The following is a 20,243-nucleotide window of genomic DNA, read 5'->3' as shown; positions in this document are numbered from 1 at the left end:
ATGCCCGCACCCCGGATCGACCTCGCCGAACGCGTTCTCACCGCTGTGCTGGGCGTACGCCGCGTCGTGCGCCGCCGGGCGCGGACCGCGCTGCCCGGACCGCATCTGCCGGGCTCGCAGGTGGAACTGCTGCGCGTGGTGCACCGGAACCCGGGCATCGGCGTCGCCGCGGCGGCGCGGGAGCTGAATCTGGCCGGGAATTCGGTGAGCACGCTCGTGAACGTGCTCACCGAGGCCGGCCTGCTGCGGCGCGAAGTCGATCCGGCCGACCGCCGGGCCGCGCGGCTGCAGCTCACCGATGCGGCCAAGGACCGGATGGCGGTCTGGCGGCGCACCCGCATCGGGCTGGTTTCCGCCGCGCTCGCCGAACTGTCCGAAGAGGACACTTCGGCGATCGTCGCCGCGCTGCCCGCCCTCGAACGGCTCACCGAAGCACTCAAGGAGGACGCATGAGCGCAGCTCGCACGCGAATCGGGCAACTCCGCACGGAGGCGACGGCATGAGCGAACCGGCAGTCCGCTGCACCGGATTGCGGCACTCCTTCGGCACGACCGTCGCGGTCGACGGCGTGGATCTCTCCATCGAACCCGGCGAGGTCTTCGGTCTTCTCGGCCCGAACGGTGCCGGGAAAACCACCACGATCCGGATGATCACGACGCTCTTGCCCGTCGCCGCGGAACGCATCTCCGTCTTCGGGCTCGACGTCGCCCGCCGCCGGATGGCTGTGCGCCGGCTGATCGGCTATGTCCCGCAACAGCTTTCGGCCGACGGCGCGCTCACCGGTCGCGAGAACGTATCGCTGTTCGCCCGGCTCTTCGACGTGCCGCGGGCCCAACGCGCCGCGCAGGTGGGCGAGGCGCTGGAACTGGTCGGGCTGGAGAACGACGCGGACCGCCCGGCCGGGCGCTACTCCGGCGGCATGATCCGCCGGCTCGAACTGGCGCAGGCGCTGGTCAGCTCGCCCCGGCTGCTGATCCTCGACGAACCGACCATCGGGCTCGACCCGGTGGCGCGCTCGGCGGTCTGGGAGCGGATCTCCGAGATCCGTGCCAAAACCGGGATGACCGTGCTCGTCACGACCCACTACATGGACGAGGCCGAGCAGTACTGCGACCGCGTCGCGCTGATGCACGCCGGCAAGATCCGCGCGCTCGGCACGCCGGCCGACCTCGAAGCCGGGCTCGGCCCGGAGTCCACATTGGACGACGTGTTCCGGACCGTCACCGGAAACGCGCTCGACGCAGGAGGGATCCGCGATGTCCGTGCCGCTCGCCGCACCGCCCGCCGTCTCGGCTGACCCCGGTCCGCTGGGCCAGCTGCGCGTGCTGTTCTCCCGGATCGGCGCGATGTGCCTGGTGGAACTGCAGAAACTCCGCCGCGACCAGACCGAGCTGCTCACCCGGGCGATCCAGCCCGCGCTGTGGCTGCTCATCTTCGGCGAAACGTTCACCCGGCTGCGCGCGATCCCGACCGGATCGGTGCCCTACCTCGACTATCTCGCGCCCGGCATCCTGGCCCAGTCCGCGCTGTTCATCTCCATCTTCTACGGCATCCAGATCATCTGGGAGCGCGACGCGGGCGTCCTCGCGAAGCTGCTCGTCACGCCGACGCCGCGCGCGGCGCTGGTGGCGGGCAAGGCTTTCGCCGCCGGGGTGCGCGCCCTCGTGCAGGCGTTCATCGTGGTGATTCTCGCCGCTTTGCTCGGCGTCGGGCTGACCGCCAACCCGCTGCGGCTGCTGGGCACCGCGGTGGCCGTCGTGCTCGGTTCGGCCTTCTTCTGCTGTCTTTCGATCGTTATCGCCGGTTTGGTGCTTTCGCGCGAACGGCTGATGGGCATCGGCCAAGCGATCACGATGCCGCTGTTTTTCGGGTCCAACGCGCTCTATCCGGTGAACCTGATGCCGTCCTGGCTCAAGGTGCTGAGCCACGCGAACCCGCTCAGTTACCAAGTCGATGCCTTGCGGGGACTCTTGATCGGCACCCCCGCGAACCTCTGGGCCGACTTCGGCGTCTTAGTGGGTGCGACCGCGCTGGCGATCGCGGTCGCTTCGGCTCTGCTGGGAAGGCTGGCTCGATGAAACACCCTCGTCCGCACACGGATTTCTCACGAGGACAGGCATAACGTGGGAACCGTGTCTCGTCGCAGGGGGATAGCCCCGTTTCTCGGATTGTGCGTGCTGGCCGGGATTCTCGTCGCGGGCACGCTAGCCCCGGTCGCAATCGGGGCCGGCGTGCTGTCCAACCAGGTCAGCGATTCGGTCGACGCCATCTCCGCCGATCTGGTGCACGCGGAGCCGCCGCTCGTCACCACGGTCACCGACCGGAACGGCGGGACGATCGCGACGCTGTACTCGCAGTACCGCATTCCGGTCACCGCGGCGCAGATCTCCCCGGCGATGAAGGCCGCGATCGTCGACATCGAGGACCGCCGGTTCTACAGCGAGGGAGGCGTCGACCCGCAGGGCATGCTGCGCGCCGCCGTGCACAACAGTTCCGGCGGGAACCTGCAGGGTGCGTCCACGCTCACGCAGCAATACGTGAAGAACTACCTCGTGAACGTCGTGGACCGCAACGACAAGGCGGCGCAGCAACGGGATCAGGAGGATTCGCTGGCGCGCAAGCTGCGCGAGGCGAAGATGGCCGTGCAGCTGAGCCAGACGGTGTCCAAGGACGACATCCTGGCCGACTACCTGAACGTGGTCGAGTACACCGGCACGGTGTACGGCGTCGGTGCCGCCGCGCAGGCGTATTTCGGGACGACGGCGGACAAACTGACCGTGCCGCAGGCCGCTCTGCTCGCCGGAATGGTGAACAACCCCAACGTCTACAACCCGTACACGCATCCGGACAAGGCGCTCCAACGGCGCAATCTGGTGATCGATTCGATGGTGTCCGCGCGCTCGATCCCGGCGTCCTACGGGGAGACCGAGAAGGCGACCCCGCTGGGCCTCAGCGGTTCCCGGCCGCAGGCGCCGTCGAGCACGTGCCTCGGCGCGGCCCCGGACGCCGGGTTCTTCTGCGCGTACGCGGTGCACTACCTGGCGCAGTCCGGGCTCACCGCCGACCAGATCGACACCGGCGGGTACACCGTGAAGACGACCATGGATCCGCACGTGAGCCAGGTGACGAAGGACGCGGTGGACGCGAACGTGCCGACCACGCAGGACGGCGTCGCCAACACATTCGCCGTCGTGCAGCCCGGCAGCGACGGGCACCAGGTGCTCGCGATGGTCGCGAACCGCAACTACGGCACCGATCCCGACCAGGGCGAGACGTCCACGAACATCGTCGCCGACGCGAGCAACAAGTTCGGCGCGGGTTCGTCGTTCAAGATCTTCACCTCGGCCGCGGCGATGGTCACCGGGAAGGCGGGCCTGAACACGCCGCTGCCGAACCCTTACAGCGACTGTTTCAACCCGCCCAACATGAACCGGTACACGCACTGCTATCCGGTGAGCAACGACGGCACGAACTATCCGAACCCGATCTCGCTGGCCGACGGATTGGCCACCTCGCCAAACGTCGCGTTCGTCGGCCTGGAAGCGCAAGTGGGCATGCCCGCGGTGCTCGACATGGCACGGAAACTGGGCCTGCGCACCACCATGGCGACCAACGACGCGGGCACCAAGCCGATCACCGATCCGTCCGATCCCCGGTCGAAAAACCCGCAGTACAACGAACCGCAATCGCAGTATTTCCAGAACCTGCTGTCCTTCACGCTCGGCAACAGCCCGGTCAGCCCGCTGGAAATGGCGAACGTCTCAGCCACCCTGATGAGCGGCGGCAAGTGGTGCCCGCCGGACCCGATCCTGTCCGTCACCGACCGCCACGGCCAGCCCGTTTCGCTGCAACAGCAGGCCTGCGAACAGGTGATCCCGCCCGGCGTCGCGAACACGCTGGAGGCGGGCCTGAGCCAGGACACCACGAGCGGAACGTCCGCCGCCGCCGCCCGGTCGGCCGGCTGGACCCACCCGGACATCGGCAAGACCGGAACCACGCAGGAAAGCGAATCCGTCGCGTTCGTCGGCGGAGTCGACCACTACGCCGTGTCGTCCATGGTGTTCGCCGACGGCCCGCACCCCCAGGAAATCTGCCCCGGCAACCCAGTCCACCTGGGCGACTGCGGCCACGGCGCCTTCGGCGGCACGGTCGCCGCGCCGCCGTACTTCGCCGCGATGAACCAGCTGCTGGACGGACAGCCGGACGTCCCGATCCCGCCCCCGGACCCGGCCTATCTGGACGCCCACGCCTGAACCGCCGCGGACGTCTGGCTGCGAGGGGAGCCCTCCTGCGGGGTTCCCCTCACGAACTTCCCGCCGACATCGGCGCTCGCCGAAACCCGCGCCGGAAACGAGGTGACCGCCCATGTCCCGCCGAGCCGACCGGTCCGCCCAATCGCTGCAGCAGATCGAAGACTCCGACTGGGGCGACCCGCCCGCCGACGCGACCCGGCTGATCTCGACCGTGCACCGCTTGCGGCGCAAGCCCATCGGCCTGCTCACCGCCGAAGACGTGCGCCTGCTGCTCGGCCAGCACGTCGGCGTGCCTTTCCTCGTGCCCCGCGCGCTGGCGATGCTGGAAGAAGACCCGCTCTGCGAGGGCGACCTCTTTCCCGGCGATCTCCTCGTCTCGACCCTGCGTGTTCCGCTCGCCCACTGGCACACCCACCCGGACCGCCTCGAACGGCTCGAACGCGTCCTCGCGTCGATCGACCCGGCCGCGGAAGACTTCGACGACTTCCTCCGCAGCCGCATCGCCGCGTTCCGCGAGCAACTCGACACCTGACCGGCTGGGTCCACACCGGCGCGCACCCGCACGAAGCCACACTCGCGACCTCGCACCCACCAAAGACCCCGCCCCACACGGCACCAGCTCCCACGAGCAGCACCGCTCGCTTGAGCGTCCACCCGACTGCGCTCCCCGCGAACGCCCACGCCGCACCACGTCGCCTTCCGCCACCATCCAGCCGAGCCCACCCCGCCACACGCCACCCCAGCCCGGTCACGACCTCGCACCCACCAAAGAACCCCGCCCACGCGACACCAACTTCCCCAAGCAGCCCCGCCCCGTTGAGCCTCCCGGCCCGACTGCGCTCCGTGCCCCCGCGAGCGCCGTCCGATGTTGCGTCTTCCTGACGGTCGTAAAACGTATTACAGTAGCTGGACGCGTGAATGGCCGTCGTCCGAATTGGGGGCACGCAGTGCAGCTCCAGCCGAGTGCGCATGTCGACACGTTCTGCCGGGACCACCTCCCGCCGTTCGAGCAGTGGCCGGAGTTGTGGTTCGACCTGCCCGAACTGCAGTACCCTGACCGGCTCAACGCGGCCACGCGCCTGCTCGACGACACGATCGCGCGCTGGGGCGCCGACCGTCCCGCGCTGCTCTCCCCCACCGAATCCTGGTCCTACGGCGAGTTGCTGACGCGCGCCAACCAGATCGCCCACGAACTCACCGCGCAAGGCGTCGTACCCGGGAACCGCGTGCTGCTGCGCGGGCCGAACACCCCGTGGCTCGCCGCGTGCTGGCTCGGAGTGCTGAAGGCGGGCGCGGTCGCCGTCGCCACTATGCCGATGCTTCGCGCGCACGAGCTGTCGAAGATCATCGAAGCGAGCACGCCCGCGATCGCCCTCTGCGACCACCGGTACCTCGAGGAACTGCAATCCTTCGACCTACCGGTAGTGCCGTACGGCGGCGACAGTCCCGACGACCTCGCCGCCCGCTGCGCCACCCGCCCGGAGGCCTTCGAGGACGTCGACACCGCCTCGGACGACGTCGCCCTCCTCGCCTTCACCTCCGGCACCACCGGCCGCCCCAAGGCGACCATGCATTTCCACCGCGACCTGCTCGCCATCGCCGACACGTTCTCCCGGCACCTGGTCAAACCCCGGGAAACCGACCTGTTCTGCGGCACTCCCCCGCTGGCGTTCACCTTCGGGCTCGGCGGCCTGCTGGTCTTCCCGCTGCACGCCGGCGCCGCGACGCTGCTCGTCGAGCGCGCCACCCCGACCGAGCTGGCCGACCTCGTCGCCGAGCATCACGTGACGGTCTTGTTCACCGCGCCCACCGCGTACCGGGCGATCCTGGCCTCCGACCGCCGCCCGCTGCTGTCCGGCTTGCGCCGCGCGGTGTCCGCGGGCGAGGCGCTGCCCGCGTCCGTCGCGACCGATTTCCACGAGGCCACCGGACACTGGCTCATCGACGGCATTGGCAGCACCGAAATGCTGCACGTCTTCATCTCCGCCGCCGACGAGGACGCCCGCCCGGGCGCGACCGGCCGCGTCGTGCCCGGTTACCGCGCGCAGATCGTCGACGACAACGGCCGCCCCGTCCCCGACGGCACCCCGGGCCGTCTGGCCGTCCAAGGCCCGACCGGCTGCCGCTACCTCGCCGACGACCGGCAAACGGTCTTCGTCGAAGACGGCTGGAACCTCACCGGCGACACCTACGTCCGCGACTCCGACGGCTACTTCCACTACCGCGCCCGCAGCGACGACATGATCGTTTCGTCCGGCTACAACATCGCCGGTCCCGAGGTGGAAGAGGTGCTGCTGCGCCACCCGGACGTGCTGGAATGCGCGGTGGTCGCCGCCCCGGACGACGCGCGCGGCTCGATCGTCGCCGCTTACGTCGTCCTCAACGAGGGCGTTCCGGGCGACGACGCGAAGGTGAAGGAGCTGCAGGACTTCGCGAAATCCCTTGCCGCGCCGTACAAGTACCCGCGGCGGGTGGAGTTCATCCCGGCCCTGCCGCGCAACCCGAGCGGGAAGGTGCAGCGGTACCTGCTGCGCCGCCGCGCCGCCGAACCGGTGAGCTGAGGCGGCCTTCGCGGCGTGGCTGGCGAACTGAACTCACCAGCGCTGCCAGCCCAACGCGACAACCGTGCCGCGCCCGACCAGCCGTCGCCCCTCGCACCAACCCGCAACCGAGCCAGCAAAACCGCATTCCGTCCCAACGCGGCCGCTGTGGCACCCGCACCAGCCACCGCACGGACACCAAAGCCGGACCGACACCTGCCGCATCCGCAGAGAGCCGAGCCGGTCAGAGCTGCCAGCCCAACGTGACCACCGTGCCGTCCGCGCCGGTGCGCACCTCCGCCCGGTCCGCGGTCGCCTGCACCAGCAGCAAGCCGCGGCCGCGCAGCGAAACCGGATCGTCCTCGGTCTCGTCCGGCGGACGCCACTCCCCGTGGTCCGCGATCACCACCTCGACGCTGTCCGGCCGGCACACCGCGTCGAGATCCACCAGCCCGGGCTCCTCCGGATACGCGTGGTCCGCGACGTTCGCCAGCGCCTCGTACCCGGCCAGCACGATGTCGTGCGCGCGATCGTCCGGAATGCCGGACTCCAGCGCCCAGTCCAGCAGCCGGTGCCGCAACACGCGCAGCGCCCCCGGCTCCGCCACGATCCCGTGGCAGCTCAGCGCGCGCGTGCCCTCCTGCACGTCCATCCTCAGCCGCCCGCTCCGGCGACCCCGGCCAGCGCCTGGTCGACCGACGGGAACAGCGCGATCCACTCGTCGAGCCCGGTGGTCGTGAACGGCCGCGAGGTGATCGAAGACGTGCTCACGACCCGCAACGCGCCCGCGTCGAGCTTGCGGTGCGCGCCGGCCAGCACCTGCAGTCCGGACGAGCTGAGGAAGTCGACCGCACGCAGGTCGACTACCAGCACGCCGGGCTCGCGTTCGAGCACCCCGCCCACGAACTCGCCGAGTTCCGGCGCGGTGACCAGGTCGATCTCTCCGCCCACGGTCACGACCGCGGCCGGTCCCCGCCACCGGACGGAAACCTCGAGGTCGCCCGCTTCCTGCCCGTCTCCCGAAGCCACGATTGCTGATCGTGCCGGATCGGCGGACGGATCGCCAGTGGGCCCCCGCCCGGCGGCGCCGCGAGCCCTCCGCCCGGCCGCGCGCAGGCGCCGCCATCAGCGGGTCCGAAGGGGCCAGTCGCGGAGAACGACACGTCGACCTGGGACACGGAGCTTCGCGCCGACCCCAAGGGGAACCACCGCCGCAGGAGCTGGTCGTGTGCCACCTCGCCCCGCCTCGGCGAGCCCCGCCCGGCGCGTCCTCCATGCGGCATTGGATGCATCTGACGCGCCCAATGCCACATTGAGGTTTCTCAGTAGCCGCCGGACCGGAAAGGAGATCAAGGCGACCGGCAAGTCAGGCTGCTCGCGCATCGGCCGACGGACGTCAGCGAAACCGGGCCGCCCGCAGTCAGGAATGTGGTCCGAATCCGCCGCCAGCCCATCAGCACCCCGGCGAGCCCGCGGTCAAGCGAACCGGTCTGGGTCCGCCGCGGCCCACGCCTCCGCCCATTCGCGAGGCGGCTCCGCCAGCAATTGCCCAGGCTCCAGCCAGTCGTACCACTCCGCGTACGACAGCACCGTCCGTGCGTCCACCCGCCTCCGGAGCATCTGCGGCGACAACTCCGCCGGATCGGAAACCCCCATCGCCGCCATGATGCGCATCGCCGAAGCGACCGTCGCCTCCTGATAGCGCCGCACCCGCTCGGTCTTGTCCCCCACGTCCAGCGCCCGCCCCCGGCGCGGATCCTGCGTCGCCACCCCGACCGGGCATTTGTTCGTATGGCACCGTTGCGACTGGATGCACCCCACCGCGAACATCATCGCCCGCGCGGCGTTCGTGTAGTCGGCGCCCTGGATCAGCCGCTTCACCACGTCCGCTCCGGTGGCGACCTTTCCGCTCGCCCCGAGCCGGATCCGGTCCCGCAACCCGGTGCCGACCAGTGCATTGTGGACAGTGTGCAGGCCCTCGGTGAGCGGCGTGCCAAGGTGATCCGCGAACTCCAGCGGGGCGGCGCCGGTACCGCCTTCAGCACCATCGACCACAATGAAGTCCGGCGTGACCCCTTCAGCCCGCATCGCCTTGCACACCGCCAGCACCTGTACCCGCGAACCGACGCACAGCTTGAACCCGGTCGGCTTCCCGCCTGCCAGCTCGCGCATCCGGGCGAGGAACCGCACCAGTTCGCGCGGCGTCGAGAACACCCGGTGATACGGCGGGGAAACCACCGTTTCTCCCATCGGCACCTCGCGCACCCGGGCGATTTCCGCATTCACCTTCGTACCCGGAAGAACCCCGCCCATCCCCGGCTTCGCACCTTGCGAAAGCTTGAGCGAAACGCATTTCACCGCGTCGTGCGCGGCTTTTTCGGCGAAGGTCGAGGGATCGAAATCGCCATCCGAGGTCCGGCAGCCGAAGTAGCCGGTGCCGATTTCCCAGATCAGGTCGCCGCCGCCCCGCAGGTGGTACTCCGAGAGCCCGCCCTCGCCGGTGTCGTGCGCGAAGCCGCCACGGGCAGCGCCTTGGTTCAGCGCGAGGATCGCGTTGCTGGACAAGGAACCGAAGCTCATCGCGGACACGTTCAGCAACGCCATCTCGTACGGCCGAGCGCAGTCCGGCCCGCCGACCCGGACCCGCGGCGCGTGATCCGGAACCGGCACCGGCGCGAGTGACGGAACAAGGAATTCGTATCCCTCGGCGTACACGTCGCGCTCGGTGCCGAACGGTTCTTCCGCGGCAGTGCCTTTGGCGCGTTGGTAGACAATGGACCGGACGTCGCGGTCGTACGGGCGGCCGTCGAAGTTGCGTTCCACAAAGTACTGCTGCAATTCCGGCCGGAGGCTTTCGAGCAAGAACCGCAGATGCCCGAGCACCGGATAGTTCCGCAGTACCGAATGCCGCCGCTGGGCCAGGTCGTACGCCCCGGTCGCCGCGAGCGCCAGCAGCGGCACCGCGAGGAACCACCACCACGCCGACACCGCGACACAGAGCACCACTGCCCCGGCCGCGACCACGACCAGCCCCGCGACCAGCCCAAACCGGACCACACTGAGTCTTGCCACGAGGTCGAAACTAAACCCCGCAGCCGGGACGCGCAGGTCGGCCAGCCAACGGGGAACGACCGCACCGGTCGTTCCCCAGAAGCTCAGTAAGCCAGATTGGGCCGCAACCACCGCTCCACTTCGGACAGTTCCTCGCCGCGACGGCGGGCGTAGTCCTCCGTCTGGTCGCGGCCCAGGCGTCCGACCGTGAAGTACCGCGAGTCCGGGTGCGCGAAGATCAGCCCGCTCACCGCGGCGGCCGGGGTCATCGCGTACGACTCGGTCAGGCCGATCCCCAGCTCCTGGGCGCCCAGCAGCTCGAACAGGTCCTTCTTCTCGCTGTGGTCCGGGCTCGCCGGGTAGCCGAGCGCCGGGCGGATGCCGCGGAAGCGTTCCGCGTGCAGGTCCGCCAGGTCCGGCTGCGCGTCCGGTTCGAACCAGCGGCGGCGGGCCTCCAGGTGCAGGTACTCGGCGAACGCCTCGGCCAGCCGGTCGGCCAGCGCCTTCACCATGATCGCCCGGTAGTCGTCGTGCTCGGCCTCGTACTTCGCGGCCAGGTCCTCCGCGCCGTGGATGGCGACGGCGAACCCGCCCAGGTGGTCGCCCGTGCCGGCGGGGGCGATGTAGTCGGCGAGGCACCGGTTCGCGCGGCCCTCCGGCTTCTGCGTCTGCTGGCGCAGCATCGGGAACTTCCAGTCCGAGTACTCGCCGTCGAGCAGGATGTCGTCGCCCTCGGAATGCGCGGGCCAGAACGCGTACGCGCCGCGTGCGGTGAACGAGCCGTTCTCGATGATCTCGTCCAGCAGCTGGTTCGCGTCGTCGAACAGCTCGCGCGCGACCGGCTGGTCGAGGATCGCCGGGTACTTGCCCTTGAGCTCCCAGGCCAGGAACAGGAACTGCCAGTCGATCATCTCGCGCAGCTGCGGAATCGACGGCTCGACCACGCGCACGCCGGTGAACTCCGGCGTCGGGATCTCGTCGAACGACACCTTCTCGGCGTTCGCCCGCGCCTGCTCCAGAGTCAGCATCGGCGTCGCGTGCCGGTTTTCGTGCTGGGTGCGCAACCGCTGCTGCTCCGCGCGGTTGGCGGTGTCCAGCGCGTCGGCGCGGTCGGTGTCGAGCAGGTCGGACACCACGCCGACCACCCGCGACGCGTCGAGCACGTGCACCGTGGTGTGGTCGTACGCCGGGGCGATCTTGACCGCGGTGTGCTGCTTCGACGTGGTCGCGCCGCCGATCAGCAGCGGCAGCTTGAGCCCGCGCCGCTGCATTTCCTGCACGACCGACACCATCTCGTCCAGCGACGGCGTGATCAGCCCGGACAGCCCGACGACGTCCGCGTTCTCGGCCACCGCGGTGTCGAGGATCTTCGCCGCGGGCACCATCACGCCGAGGTCGATCACCTCGTAGTTGTTGCAGCCCAGCACCACGCCGACGATGTTCTTGCCGATGTCGTGCACGTCGCCCTTCACCGTGGCGAGCACGACCTTGCCGTTGCCGCGCGAGGTGTCGATGCGGCCCTCGGCCTGCATCTTCTCCTTCTCCGCCTCCATATAAGGCTCGAGGTAGGCCACCGACCGCTTCATCACCCGCGCGCTCTTCACGACCTGCGGCAGGAACATCTTCCCGGCGCCGAAGAGGTCGCCGACGATCTTCATGCCGTCCATCAGCGGGCCCTCGATCACCTCGAGCGGCCGGGCGAACTCCTGCCGGGCCTCCTCGGTGTCCTCCTCGATGAAGTCCACGATGCCGTGCACCAGCGCGTGCGAAAGCCGTTCCGCCACCGGGTTGTCGCGCCACGACAGGTCGACGACGCGTTTGGTGCCGCTGCCCTTGACCGTCTCGGCGAACTCGACGAGCCGGTCGGTGGCGTCCGGGCGCCGGTCGAACAGGACGTCCTCGACCAGTTCCAGCAGGTCCTTCGGGATGTCCTCGTACACCGCGAGCTGGCCGGCGTTGACGATGCCCATGTCGAGCCCGGCGCGCACGGCGTGGAACAGGAACGCCGAGTGCATCGCCTCGCGCACGACGTTGTTGCCGCGGAAGGAGAACGACAGGTTCGAGATGCCGCCGGAGGTGTGCGCGCCCGGACAGCGTTCCTTGATCAGCGGCAGCGCCTCGATGAACGCCTTCGCATACCCGTTGTGCTCGCTGATGCCGGTGGCGACGGCGAGCACGTTCGGGTCGAAAATGATGTCCTCGCCGGCGAATCCGGCCTCGCGGGTGAGCAGATCGTAAGCGCGGGCACAGATTTCGACCTTGCGCTCGACCGTGTCGGCCTGGCCCTTCTCGTCGAAGGCCATCACGACGACGCCGGCACCGTAGTCGTGGATGCGCCGGGCCTGCTCCAGGAACGGTCCCTCGCCCTCCTTGAGGCTGATCGAGTTGACCACGCCCTTGCCCTGCACGCAGCGGAGCCCGGCCTCCAGCACGCTCCAGCGCGAGCTGTCGATCATCACCGGGATGCGCGCGACCTCGGGCTCGGTGGCGATCAGGTTGAGGAACGTCGTCATCTCCCGCTCGGATTCGAGCAGGTCGGCGTCGAAGTTGACGTCGAGCAGGTTCGCGCCGCCGCGGACCTGCTCCAGCGCGACGTCCACCGCGGCCTGGTGGTCGCCCGCCTCGATCAGCTTGCGGAACTTCGCCGAGCCGGTGACGTTGGTGCGCTCGCCGATCATCACGAACCCGGTGTCCGCGCCGATCTTGAACGGTTCGAGCCCGGAGAACCGCGTGCTCGGCTCGTGCGCGGGCACCGTCCGCGGCGGAAGGCCCTTGACGGCTTCGGCGATCTTGGCGATGTGCGCGGGCGTGGTGCCGCAGCAGCCGCCGACGATGTTGACCATTCCGGCGCCGGCGAACTCGCCGAGCATGCCGCCGGTCTCCTCGGGCGTTTGGTCGTAGCCGCCGAACGCGTTGGGCAGCCCCGCGTTCGGGTGGCACGCGGTGTAGGTGTCGGCGAGTTTCGCCAGTTCCGCCACGTGGGGACGCATTTCGGCGGCCCCGAGCGAACAGTTGACGCCGACGACCATCGGGCGCGCGTGCGCGATCGACGTCCAGAACGCCTCGACGGTCTGGCCGGACAGGGTGCGCCCGGACAGGTCGACGATGGTCACCGAGATCCAGAGCGGCAGATGCGGCGCGACCTCGCGGGCCGCGGTGATCGCGGCCTTGCAGTTGAGGGTGTCGAAGATCGTCTCGATCATCAGCAGGTCGACGCCGCCGTCGGCGAGCGCCTTGATCTGTTCGGCGTACGAGGCTTTGACGTCCTCGTAGGTGACCGCGCGGTACGCCGGGTCCTCGACGCGCGGCGACAGCGACAGCGTGACGTTGAGCGGCCCGATCGACCCGGCCACGAACCGGTCGCCGAACTCGTCCGCGGCCTGGCGCGCGAGTTCGGCGGCGCGCAGGTTCATCTCGCGCACGCGGTCCTGCAGGCCGTAGTCCGCCTGGCCGATGCTGGTCGCGGTGAACGTGTTGGTGGTGGTGATGTCCGCGCCCGCGGCGAGGTACTGGCGGTGCACGTCGAGCACGACGTCGGGCCGCGTGAGGTTCAGCAGGTCCGGGTCGCCGGTGACGTCCTTCTCGTGCCCTTCGAGCCAGTCCGCCCGGTAGTCCTCGGGAGCGAGACCGGCGCCCTGCAGCATCGTGCCCCAGGCCCCGTCGAGCACGACGACGCGCTGGTCGAGCAGGTTCCGCAGGTTCTGGGTCATCGCCACCTCCGCATGAGTTCACGGAGGCGCCCTTGGGATGGTGGTGCCGGCCGAGCGTGGCGGACCACCGGTCCGTTGCAGCGCCTCTCGACCTGGTCGTCAAGACTACCGGATGTGACCACCCCGCGGGCAGGTGTGTTCACTCCTCGGGAATCGAGCCGTCCTCGAGCGGGCTGCCCCGCCACTTCCAGCCGGTCCGCCGGGGCCGTCCGGGCAGCTCGATCCGGCCCGCGCACCAGCGCAGCGCGTCCCAGGCGTCGGGAATCGGCTCCTGCTCAGGGAAAAGCCGCGCGACGACGCGGGCGCAAGTGTCGCGCGGAGCGTCGATGGCCGTGTCCAGGCCCCGGGCGATGTCTTCGCCGTGCAGCAGCAGTTCCACGCAGCCCATCGCGGCGAAACCGGCCGGATCGGAGCGGCCGGTCGGGTGGTAGGCGCGTTCGTCCGGGCGGCTGTTCCGGACCGCCGCGGCAAGCAGACGCCCGCCGGTGAGGACGAACTCGAGCAGCTCGGCCGGGGACGCGTCGGCGTCGGTTTTGGCGAGGAAGCGCACGTAACGGTCGGCCGGGCGGCTCACGACTTGAGCGGCGTAGGACAGGAGCGCGTCGCCGAGGTGCTCTGCGGTGTAACGGCAATCCCAGTCGAGGTCGCCTGCCGGACGCGTCCAGTCGCCGCCGGTGACGGGCTCGAGAGCGGTGGACACGCAGGTCAGGGCTTCGTCGAGGTCTTCGGCGCGCACGGTCATCGGGTCAGCGTAGAGAAGCCCAGAAGCCGCAGTGGTGATCTTTCGCGAATCCGGTCAACGGCTGCGCGCCGTCTGGCCGGTACGCGACCGCCTGCCCGGTCGGACCGCCGCGGACGAACGACATCCAGTCGTCCGCCATCCGGTCCGCGAGCCGCTGCTGCGCCGGGGTGAATGTTGTTGGCTGGTCGGCAAAATCGAACAGGTACGGCAGTTCCGCGGTGTGCGTGGCGCCGAGCGGGAACGGCGCTCGCAACGCCGCCGCGGCCGGTGAGGTCGGGTCGTCGAACTCGTAGGTCGACACGCTCGGCAGCGAACTGGCGAGCCGCGCGGCCGGGCAGGCGAACGCCCAGTCCGTGACCGCCGCCGCGTACGCGAGGGAAGCGTTGCCGCTGAACGCATCCACCGGGTACTCGCGAGCGACCGCGGCCGCGTTGGGGAAGACGGTGGCAAGCGCTTGCGGGTAGCCGTGCAGCGTGACTTCGCGACCGGACGCGACCTGCTCGGCGAGGAAATACGTGAACTCGTCGTGCGTCGTGCCCAGCATGACCGGCACCGGCGTCGCGGGGACCTTGCCGGGCAGCACCGAACCGCCGGTGACCGGTCCGGGCATCTCGATGCCGGCGATCGAGCCGTACGCCGGAGCGGCCAGGAGCTGCTTGACGGGCAAGGCCCGCAGGCATTCCGCGGCGGTCCGGCGGTCGGTGCAGCCGCGCGCGGCGGCGTACTCGACGCTCTTGCGCTCGGCGGCGGGCAGCGTCGCCTGCGCCTGGCACGGTCCACTTTGGATGATCGCGGCGCGGAACAGCCCGCGCGAGCCGGGGGCGACGAGGTGGTCGCACACCGACATCCCGCCGGCGGACTCCCCCGCGATCGTCACCTGGTTCGGGTCGCCGCCGAAGGATTCGATGTTGTCGCGCACCCACCGCAGCGCCTGCTGCTGGTCGAGGAAGCCGTAATTCCCCGGCTCCGGGCCCAGCGACGGGTCGGCGAGGAAGCCGAGCGCGCCGAGCCGGTAGTTGAGCGTGACCACGACCGCGTCGCCGCGGTCCACGAGCCGTCCAGCGCCGTAGCGGTCGCCGCCGCCGGTGAGGAACGCGCCGCCGTGCAGCCACACCAGGACCGGCCGCCCGGTCTCGCCGGCCGGCGGGGTCCAGACGTTCAGGGAGAGGCAGTCCTCGCTGGTCAGGGCTCCGTCGGCGGCCTGCGGACAGCGGGGCCCTGGTTTCGTGGCGTCCCGCTCCCCCGTCCAGGGCTCGACCGGGGCGGGCGGCTGCCAGCGCCGCTGCCCGACAGGTGCGGCCGCGTACGGGATGCCTTGGAAGACCCGGTGACCGGGAGCGACGCTGCCGCGGACGGAGCCGGCTGCGGTGTGCACGACGTCACCTGCCCGGGTGATCGCCGCGTCCGAAGCCGCGCAGGCCGAGGCGACCAGAGCGGGGACGACGGCCAGCGCCGCGAACCACCGTCGCCGAATCCCCCGAAAAGCCGCCGCCACCGGCCGGACGATACCGGCCGGGCGTCCCGGTCCGGCCGCCGGATCACCCGGCGGAGCACGAGAACCGCCCCACCGGGCAGCGTCGAGACCAGACCGAGCACGCCGTAGCCGACCGCGACCGTCACGCCCTGCTCCGCGCCCAGCCCGGCGGCGGCGAACGAAACCGCCGCCGCGCCCTCGCGCGGGCCGAACCCGCCGACGTTCAGCGGCATCCCCATCGCCAGCAACGCGAGCACCAGCAGCGGCAGCAGGACGCTCAACGGCGCGGTCGCGCCTGCCGCGCGGGCGGCGACCACGAACAGCGTCAGATGCCCGGCCACCGCCAGCAGGGACCAGCCGGTGACACCGGGCCACGCTTCGAGCACGCCGGTCCGGATGTCGGCCGCCCAGACGCGGCGCAGCCGTTGCCGCATCACCACCGCGACCACGACCAGCGCCACGATCACGATCCCCAGGCAGATCAGCACCTGCCGCGGCAGAAGCTCCGGCCGGAAAACCACGACGGCCAGCCCGGCGACCACCACGAACGTTTGTCCGGCGGCGCGTTCGAGCACGACTGCCCGGATGCCGCGGCCGACGTCTCCCGACCGTCGTCCGTGCTGCACCGCGCGGTGGACGTCGCCGAGCACGCCTGCCGGGAGGACGCCGTTGAGGAATTGCGCGCCGTAGTAGTCGCCGACGGCTTCCCGGAACGGCAGGTGCAGCCCCAGCCGCGCCGCGACCAGCCGCCAGCGCGCGGCACTCGCCAGCGTGGTCACGACGCCGATGACCAGGGCTATCGCGATCGGACCCGGCCCCAGCGCGCGCAGGCCACCGGCGAACGCTCCGGTGCCGAGCCTCCACCACAGGGCGGCGAGGAGCGCGGCTCCGGCCAGCAGTCGCAGCCACCGCATCAACGCACCGCCAAAATTCCGTTCAACCGGGCCGCGGCGGCGGCCCACCCCTCTAGTGTGCGTGCTCGTGCGGCAGCCGCAGCACGGAGTCGTTTCCGCAGGTCAGGGTCATCGCGCCAGGTTCGGAGCGCTGCCGCGAGGGCTGCTGCGTCGCCGGGCGGGACGAGGAGACCGGGCTGCTCGCCGTCCGGTGCGCGACCGAGGGCGTCGGGCACGCCGCCGACGTCCGACGCGAGCACCGGAATTCCGCGGGCGAGCGCTTCCGTGACGACCATGCCGTAGGTCTCGGCGTGCGACGGCAGGACCAACAGGTCAGCCCGGTGGTAGGCGGCTTCTAGCGCTGCTCCGTCGAGAGGGCCGGTGAAGTGGGCGCGCGGATGGCTCAAACTGTTGGCGTAGGCCGGGTTTCGGGTCCGTGAGCCGACGAAGTCAACCTCAAGTCCGTCTACTTCGGACAGTGCATTGAGGAGGATGTCCTGGCCCTTGCGCGGGGTAATCGCGGCGACACAGATCAGCTGGGACACTCCGTCGGTCCCGGTCGCCGGCGGTGCCGGATCGGTCCCGGGCGGTGCGATGTGGACGGTCGCGAGGCCGTGGCGCTTCTCGACAGCGCGGGCTGCGGCTGGGCTGGTGACGATGACCTGGTGCGCCAGGTGGAGCGTCTTGCGTTCGCGGCCGTCGAGGTCTGCCGCGCGCTGCGGGTCCAGGCCGGTTTCGTCGGCCAGGGGGAGGTGCACGAGGACGGCCAGGGCGAGCCGGTCCGCGTACGGGGCGAGGACGTCGGGCACTCCGCAGGCGACCAGGCCGTCGAGCAGCACTTTCCCGCCGTCGGGGACCTCGGCGAGGGCCTGGTCCAGCCGACGCTGCGCGGCCTCGTCAGGGTCCGGCCAGGTGCCGTCAACCGGCCGCAGCCGTACCGGCAGGTGCTCGGCCATGCGACGGTCGTAGGTGTTGCCGCCGCTGGGCACGCTGCGGTCGTCGACGTCGCCGGGGACCACGAAACAGGACAGTCGCACGCTGCCTCCCTCCACACAGGAGACAACGGGCGACTGGGCGATCTGGTTCAGCCTTCGAAGGTGTCCGGGTCGAAGCCGGTGCGGCGGCCCTCGTCGAGACCGCTGAGGGCATCCAGGTCGCCGTCGCTGAGGGAGAAGTCGAAGATGTCGATGTTCTCCCGCATCCGCTTCGGCGACGACGACTTCGGGAACACGACGTTGCCGATCTGCACGTGCCAGCGCAGCACGATCTGGGCGGGCGTCTTGCCGTGTTTCTCGGCCAGTTCGGCCAGCAGCGGGTCCTCGAGCACCTCGCCTTGGGCCAGCGGGCTCCACGCCTCGGTCACGATGCCGTGCGCTTCGTGGTAGGCGCGCAGTTCCGGTTGCTGCAGCGCGGGATGGAGTTCGATCTGGTTCACCGCGGGCACCGTCGCCGACTCGGCGGCCAGCCGTTCCAGGTGCGCGACCTGGAAGTTGGACACCCCGATCGCGCGGGCCTTCCCGGCACGCAGCAGCTCCTCGAAACCGTGCCAGGTGCCGACGTACTTGTCCTGGCCCGGCAGCGGCCAGTGGATCAGGTAGAGGTCGACGTAGTCCAGGCCGAGCCGCTGCAGGCTGCCCTCCATCGCGTTGATCGCGTTGTCGTGGCCCTGCGCGTCGTTCGCCAGCTTTGTGGTGACGAAGATTTCTTCGCGCGGTACGCCCGAATCGCGGATGCCCTCGCCGACGCCCTCTTCGTTGCGGTACATCTGCGCGGTGTCGATGTGCCGGTACCCGGCTTCCAGCGCTTCGCGCACCGCCGCCGCCGTTTCCTCCGGCGGGATCTGGAAGACGCCCAGGCCGAACTGCGGAATCCGGACGCCGTTGTTGAGTTCGAGCTGCGGAACGCGGTTCGTCTCGATCGTCATGTCGGCGGCCTACCCCTGCACGAGGACAGTGAAACTCGCTCGATCAGGCAGCGACCGCCTCGCGGACGTGAAGGATCTCGTCCGCGCCCGTCACCGAAAGACACCGCCGGACCGCGTGCGCCCTCCCAGGCACGATCGCGAACGACGGAATCCGCTCGTGCGCGTCGAGCAGGGCACGCACGCCCGCGCAGCTCAGGAACGCGACCCCGGACAGGTCGACGACGACCGAATCGGTCAACGGCGCGACGACCGCTTCGAAAACGTGCGCGGTAGCCGCGTCGAGGTCGCCCACCAGAGCGAGGTGGACCGCGTCCGCCTGCCTCGCCGCGCGGACGGTCAGTTCCACCGGCGCCGTGACGCCGGGAAGGTGGAGAGTCATGGGTTTGCGCTCCTTTCGCAGAGAACTGCTGGGGGCGCTGACCGCAGTATGGTTCTCGACAACAGCCAACACTGAAAACCGTACGCGCTCTGCGAGTGCGGTCAACCCGGGTGACCACGAGGTTCACTCACGCGGCGGCTGAGTCCGCCTGTTCGGGGGGCGTGCTTCGGCGGCACTGTTGCCGAGCTGCGCTGCGGATGAGTTTGCCCGGCCGGTTTGTTGGCGGGCTGCCGATTTCTGCGGCGGGGCGGGGATTCGTTCATCGGCCGTTTACTGCCGGACCCCTGGTTGGGGGATGTTTCCGTTGGTGCTTCGGCCGCCCCGGGCAGTCTGATCGGCTCGCCGTTTCGCGCTGCGGGGTTCGTTCTCGCGGCCAGGCGAATTGACCGGTGTTCGGGGAGTGGCCGTTGGTTCGCGCAGTGAGCGCATTTGCGGCGGTTCACTTGACGTAGCAAGCAAAATGGCCGCGCTGGGCAGATGCTGAATCGACCGGGCAGAGTCGGGCCTGGATTATCGAGTCGGGCTGCGGGCGTACAAGCGGCCATCCAGTCTCACGGCGGACAAGTCGGGCCCGCGGCTTGGCCCTCCGATACGGACCGAGCCATTCGCGCGCAGCGACCTAGCATCCATCAAGCGGTCGCTCTCGCCGCAAGCGAGCCGAGCGGTGCCTCTCCGACGTGAGACTCGCAGGGTCGCTCCCTTACTGCGGCGTCGATTCACACACCGACCTTGCCGCCCGTCACTCTTGCGGAAGGTCAGGCTGCCTGCTCAGAGGCCGCCCGGCGCGCCGGTCCACTGTGGACCGTCAATCGCGAAGGGCGAGCTTCGCCAGTTCCTCGTCGAAGTCGAAGCAGCGGTCCTCGAAGCCGACCGGGACCTCGTCGTAGGTACGGTCGAGGAAGTCGGCGAGTTCGCTGGCCGCGGCTTCCAGCACGGCCGAGCCGTCCGGCGCGTTCAGCTCGACGAGCACGCGGCTGTCGTCGGAGGCGGGACGCACCTGGACGTCGCCGTCGCCCGCGGGGGCGAGCAGGCCGTCGGCGAGGAGGTCTCGCCCGAACAGCCAGCGCACGACGCCGCCGCCGGCGTGGTAGCCGACCGACACCGCGAACGGATCCGCCGGGTCGTACTCGAGATCGGCGCGCACCGGCAGCGGGACGGACCCGAACGTGCGCAGCCCGAAGATGATCGTCGCGCGGACGACCTGCGGTTCGGTTTCCACGACGGCGCCTCCTTCGTAATCCGGTCGCGAACCTGTCCGGACCGAAGTGAATGTTTCT

Annotated in this window: 16 protein-coding genes, 1 pseudogene and 1 riboswitch; of the genes and pseudogenes, 6 read left to right on the top strand and 11 right to left on the bottom strand. The window is 70.1% G+C overall.

Annotated features, from left to right (window positions below; all coding sequences use genetic code 11):
- The 6 genes from ATK30_RS33550 to ATK30_RS33525 all read left to right on the top strand — a co-directional run bounded on the left by ATK30_RS33550 (window position 1) and on the right by ATK30_RS33525 (window position 6,814).
- Window positions 1-453: a MarR family winged helix-turn-helix transcriptional regulator gene (locus ATK30_RS33550; protein WP_101438796.1), complete on the top strand. Its 453-nt coding sequence runs from the start codon at window positions 1-3 to the stop codon at window positions 451-453.
- 46 nt (window positions 454-499) lie between these two features.
- Window positions 500-1,297 (top strand): ABC transporter ATP-binding protein, encoded by a 798-nt coding sequence (locus tag ATK30_RS33545; RefSeq protein WP_101438795.1) that lies wholly within the window; start codon window positions 500-502, stop codon window positions 1,295-1,297.
- Window positions 1,257-2,078: an ABC transporter permease gene (locus ATK30_RS33540; RefSeq protein ID WP_101438794.1), complete on the top strand. Its 822-nt coding sequence runs from the start codon at window positions 1,257-1,259 to the stop codon at window positions 2,076-2,078. The genes ATK30_RS33545 and ATK30_RS33540 overlap by 41 nt, the downstream gene beginning before the upstream one ends.
- Before the next feature lie 45 nt (window positions 2,079-2,123).
- On the top strand, window positions 2,124-4,253 hold the full coding sequence (locus tag ATK30_RS33535) for a transglycosylase domain-containing protein (RefSeq protein ID WP_183126630.1): 2,130 nt from the start codon (window positions 2,124-2,126) through the stop codon (window positions 4,251-4,253).
- A gap of 112 nt (window positions 4,254-4,365) precedes the next feature.
- The gene (locus ATK30_RS33530) at window positions 4,366-4,785 is read left to right on the top strand and encodes a contact-dependent growth inhibition system immunity protein (RefSeq protein WP_101438792.1); all 420 of its coding nucleotides are present in this window, start codon (window positions 4,366-4,368) and stop codon (window positions 4,783-4,785) included.
- Window positions 4,786-5,200: 415 nt separating this feature from the next.
- The gene (locus tag ATK30_RS33525) at window positions 5,201-6,814 is read left to right on the top strand and encodes an AMP-binding protein (protein ID WP_101438791.1); all 1,614 of its coding nucleotides are present in this window, start codon (window positions 5,201-5,203) and stop codon (window positions 6,812-6,814) included.
- A gap of 223 nt (window positions 6,815-7,037) precedes the next feature.
- On the opposite strand, the gene ATK30_RS33520 is transcribed toward ATK30_RS33525, so the two are convergent.
- From ATK30_RS33520 to ATK30_RS33470, 11 genes and pseudogenes are all read right to left on the bottom strand, one after another.
- A complete protein-coding gene (locus tag ATK30_RS33520; protein ID WP_101438790.1) occupies window positions 7,038-7,445 on the bottom strand; it encodes an ATP-binding protein in 408 nt (135 codons plus the stop codon).
- Between the two features lie 2 nt (window positions 7,446-7,447).
- Entirely contained in the window at window positions 7,448-7,822 is a 375-nt protein-coding gene (locus ATK30_RS33515; protein ID WP_101438789.1) for an STAS domain-containing protein, read from the bottom strand.
- 447 nt (window positions 7,823-8,269) lie between these two features.
- Window positions 8,270-9,865, bottom strand: a complete 1,596-nt coding sequence (locus ATK30_RS33510; protein WP_341867375.1) for an FMN-binding glutamate synthase family protein — start codon at window positions 9,863-9,865, stop codon at window positions 8,270-8,272.
- An 83-nt stretch (window positions 9,866-9,948) separates the two neighbouring features.
- Complete coding sequence (gene metH / locus ATK30_RS33505; RefSeq protein ID WP_101438788.1) at window positions 9,949-13,554, bottom strand: methionine synthase; 3,606 nt, start codon at window positions 13,552-13,554, stop codon at window positions 9,949-9,951.
- A gap of 17 nt (window positions 13,555-13,571) precedes the next feature.
- Window positions 13,572-13,649: riboswitch (S-adenosyl-L-homocysteine riboswitch) on the bottom strand.
- 44 nt (window positions 13,650-13,693) lie between these two features.
- The gene (locus ATK30_RS33500) at window positions 13,694-14,296 is read right to left on the bottom strand and encodes a maleylpyruvate isomerase N-terminal domain-containing protein (protein WP_101438787.1); all 603 of its coding nucleotides are present in this window, start codon (window positions 14,294-14,296) and stop codon (window positions 13,694-13,696) included.
- 4 nt (window positions 14,297-14,300) lie between these two features.
- A complete protein-coding gene (locus ATK30_RS33495; RefSeq protein WP_244194803.1) occupies window positions 14,301-15,671 on the bottom strand; it encodes a carboxylesterase/lipase family protein in 1,371 nt (456 codons plus the stop codon).
- 251 nt (window positions 15,672-15,922) lie between these two features.
- Window positions 15,923-16,684: pseudogene (locus tag ATK30_RS33490) on the bottom strand (lysylphosphatidylglycerol synthase domain-containing protein); the annotation flags it as partial.
- Entirely contained in the window at window positions 16,684-17,694 is a 1,011-nt protein-coding gene (locus tag ATK30_RS33485) for a glycosyltransferase family 4 protein (protein ID WP_208637708.1), read from the bottom strand. The pseudogene ATK30_RS33490 and the gene ATK30_RS33485, both read right to left, overlap by 1 nt.
- A gap of 53 nt (window positions 17,695-17,747) precedes the next feature.
- A complete protein-coding gene (locus ATK30_RS33480; protein ID WP_101438784.1) occupies window positions 17,748-18,587 on the bottom strand; it encodes an aldo/keto reductase in 840 nt (279 codons plus the stop codon).
- Between the two features lie 43 nt (window positions 18,588-18,630).
- Window positions 18,631-18,966: an STAS domain-containing protein gene (locus ATK30_RS33475; protein ID WP_101438783.1), complete on the bottom strand. Its 336-nt coding sequence runs from the start codon at window positions 18,964-18,966 to the stop codon at window positions 18,631-18,633.
- Between the two features lie 805 nt (window positions 18,967-19,771).
- Complete coding sequence (locus ATK30_RS33470; RefSeq protein ID WP_101438782.1) at window positions 19,772-20,185, bottom strand: SsgA family sporulation/cell division regulator; 414 nt, start codon at window positions 20,183-20,185, stop codon at window positions 19,772-19,774.
- Window positions 20,186-20,243: the final 58 nt, after the last annotated feature.

This window comes from Amycolatopsis echigonensis, assembly GCF_002846615.1.
GTDB classification, from domain to species: domain Bacteria; phylum Actinomycetota; class Actinomycetes; order Mycobacteriales; family Pseudonocardiaceae; genus Amycolatopsis; species Amycolatopsis echigonensis.
Note: the sequence above shows the minus strand (reverse complement) of the source record. Positions and strands in the feature narration are given on the sequence as shown.